Annotated in this window: 1 protein-coding gene; it reads left to right on the forward strand. The window is 78.1% G+C overall.

All coding sequences use genetic code 11. From position 1 onward, the window contains the following. Positions 1-517: hypothetical protein (locus HW577_RS26325; RefSeq protein ID WP_419956618.1), on the forward strand; the 517-nt coding region annotated here is incomplete at both ends.

Below are 517 nucleotides of genomic sequence, written 5' to 3' on the forward strand. Positions count from 1 at the left end.
GATGGTCCGCGCCGGCCCGCGCGCGGAGGCCTTCGAGCCCGCGCCGCCGGAGGGTGCGTCGGCCCGGCGGCTCGACGCCGCCTACGACACGCGCCTGCGCCTGGGTCCCGTGGCGGAGGCGCCGCGCGCCTTCCTCCATGTCGGCATGAGCCGCGCGCCGCTCGAAGCCGCCATCGCCGATACGCGCTGGGACGTGCTGATCGTGATGCTGGTCGGCGCGATCCTCGCGATCGAACTGCTGCGCTATGTGCTGGAGCGCGCCGTGACGGGACCGCTCGCCGCCGCCGACAGGCTCGCGGCCCGGCTCGCCGAGGGCGATCTTGCGGTGACGGCAGATGGCGCGGCGCCGGACGAGGCCGGGCGCCTCGCGCGCCTCGCCAACGCGCTCGTGCGTCGGCTGGACGACCGCCGCGCGCGGCTCGAATGGCTGGCGCAGGAAGTGGCGTCAGGCGGCGCGACGGCGGCGCGCGGCGCGGCCGCGGTGCTGGCCCGCGTCGGCGCGCGCTTCGGCATCGGC

The organism is Neoroseomonas rubea, from assembly GCF_016106015.1.
Taxonomy (GTDB): domain Bacteria; phylum Pseudomonadota; class Alphaproteobacteria; order Acetobacterales; family Acetobacteraceae; genus Neoroseomonas; species Neoroseomonas rubea.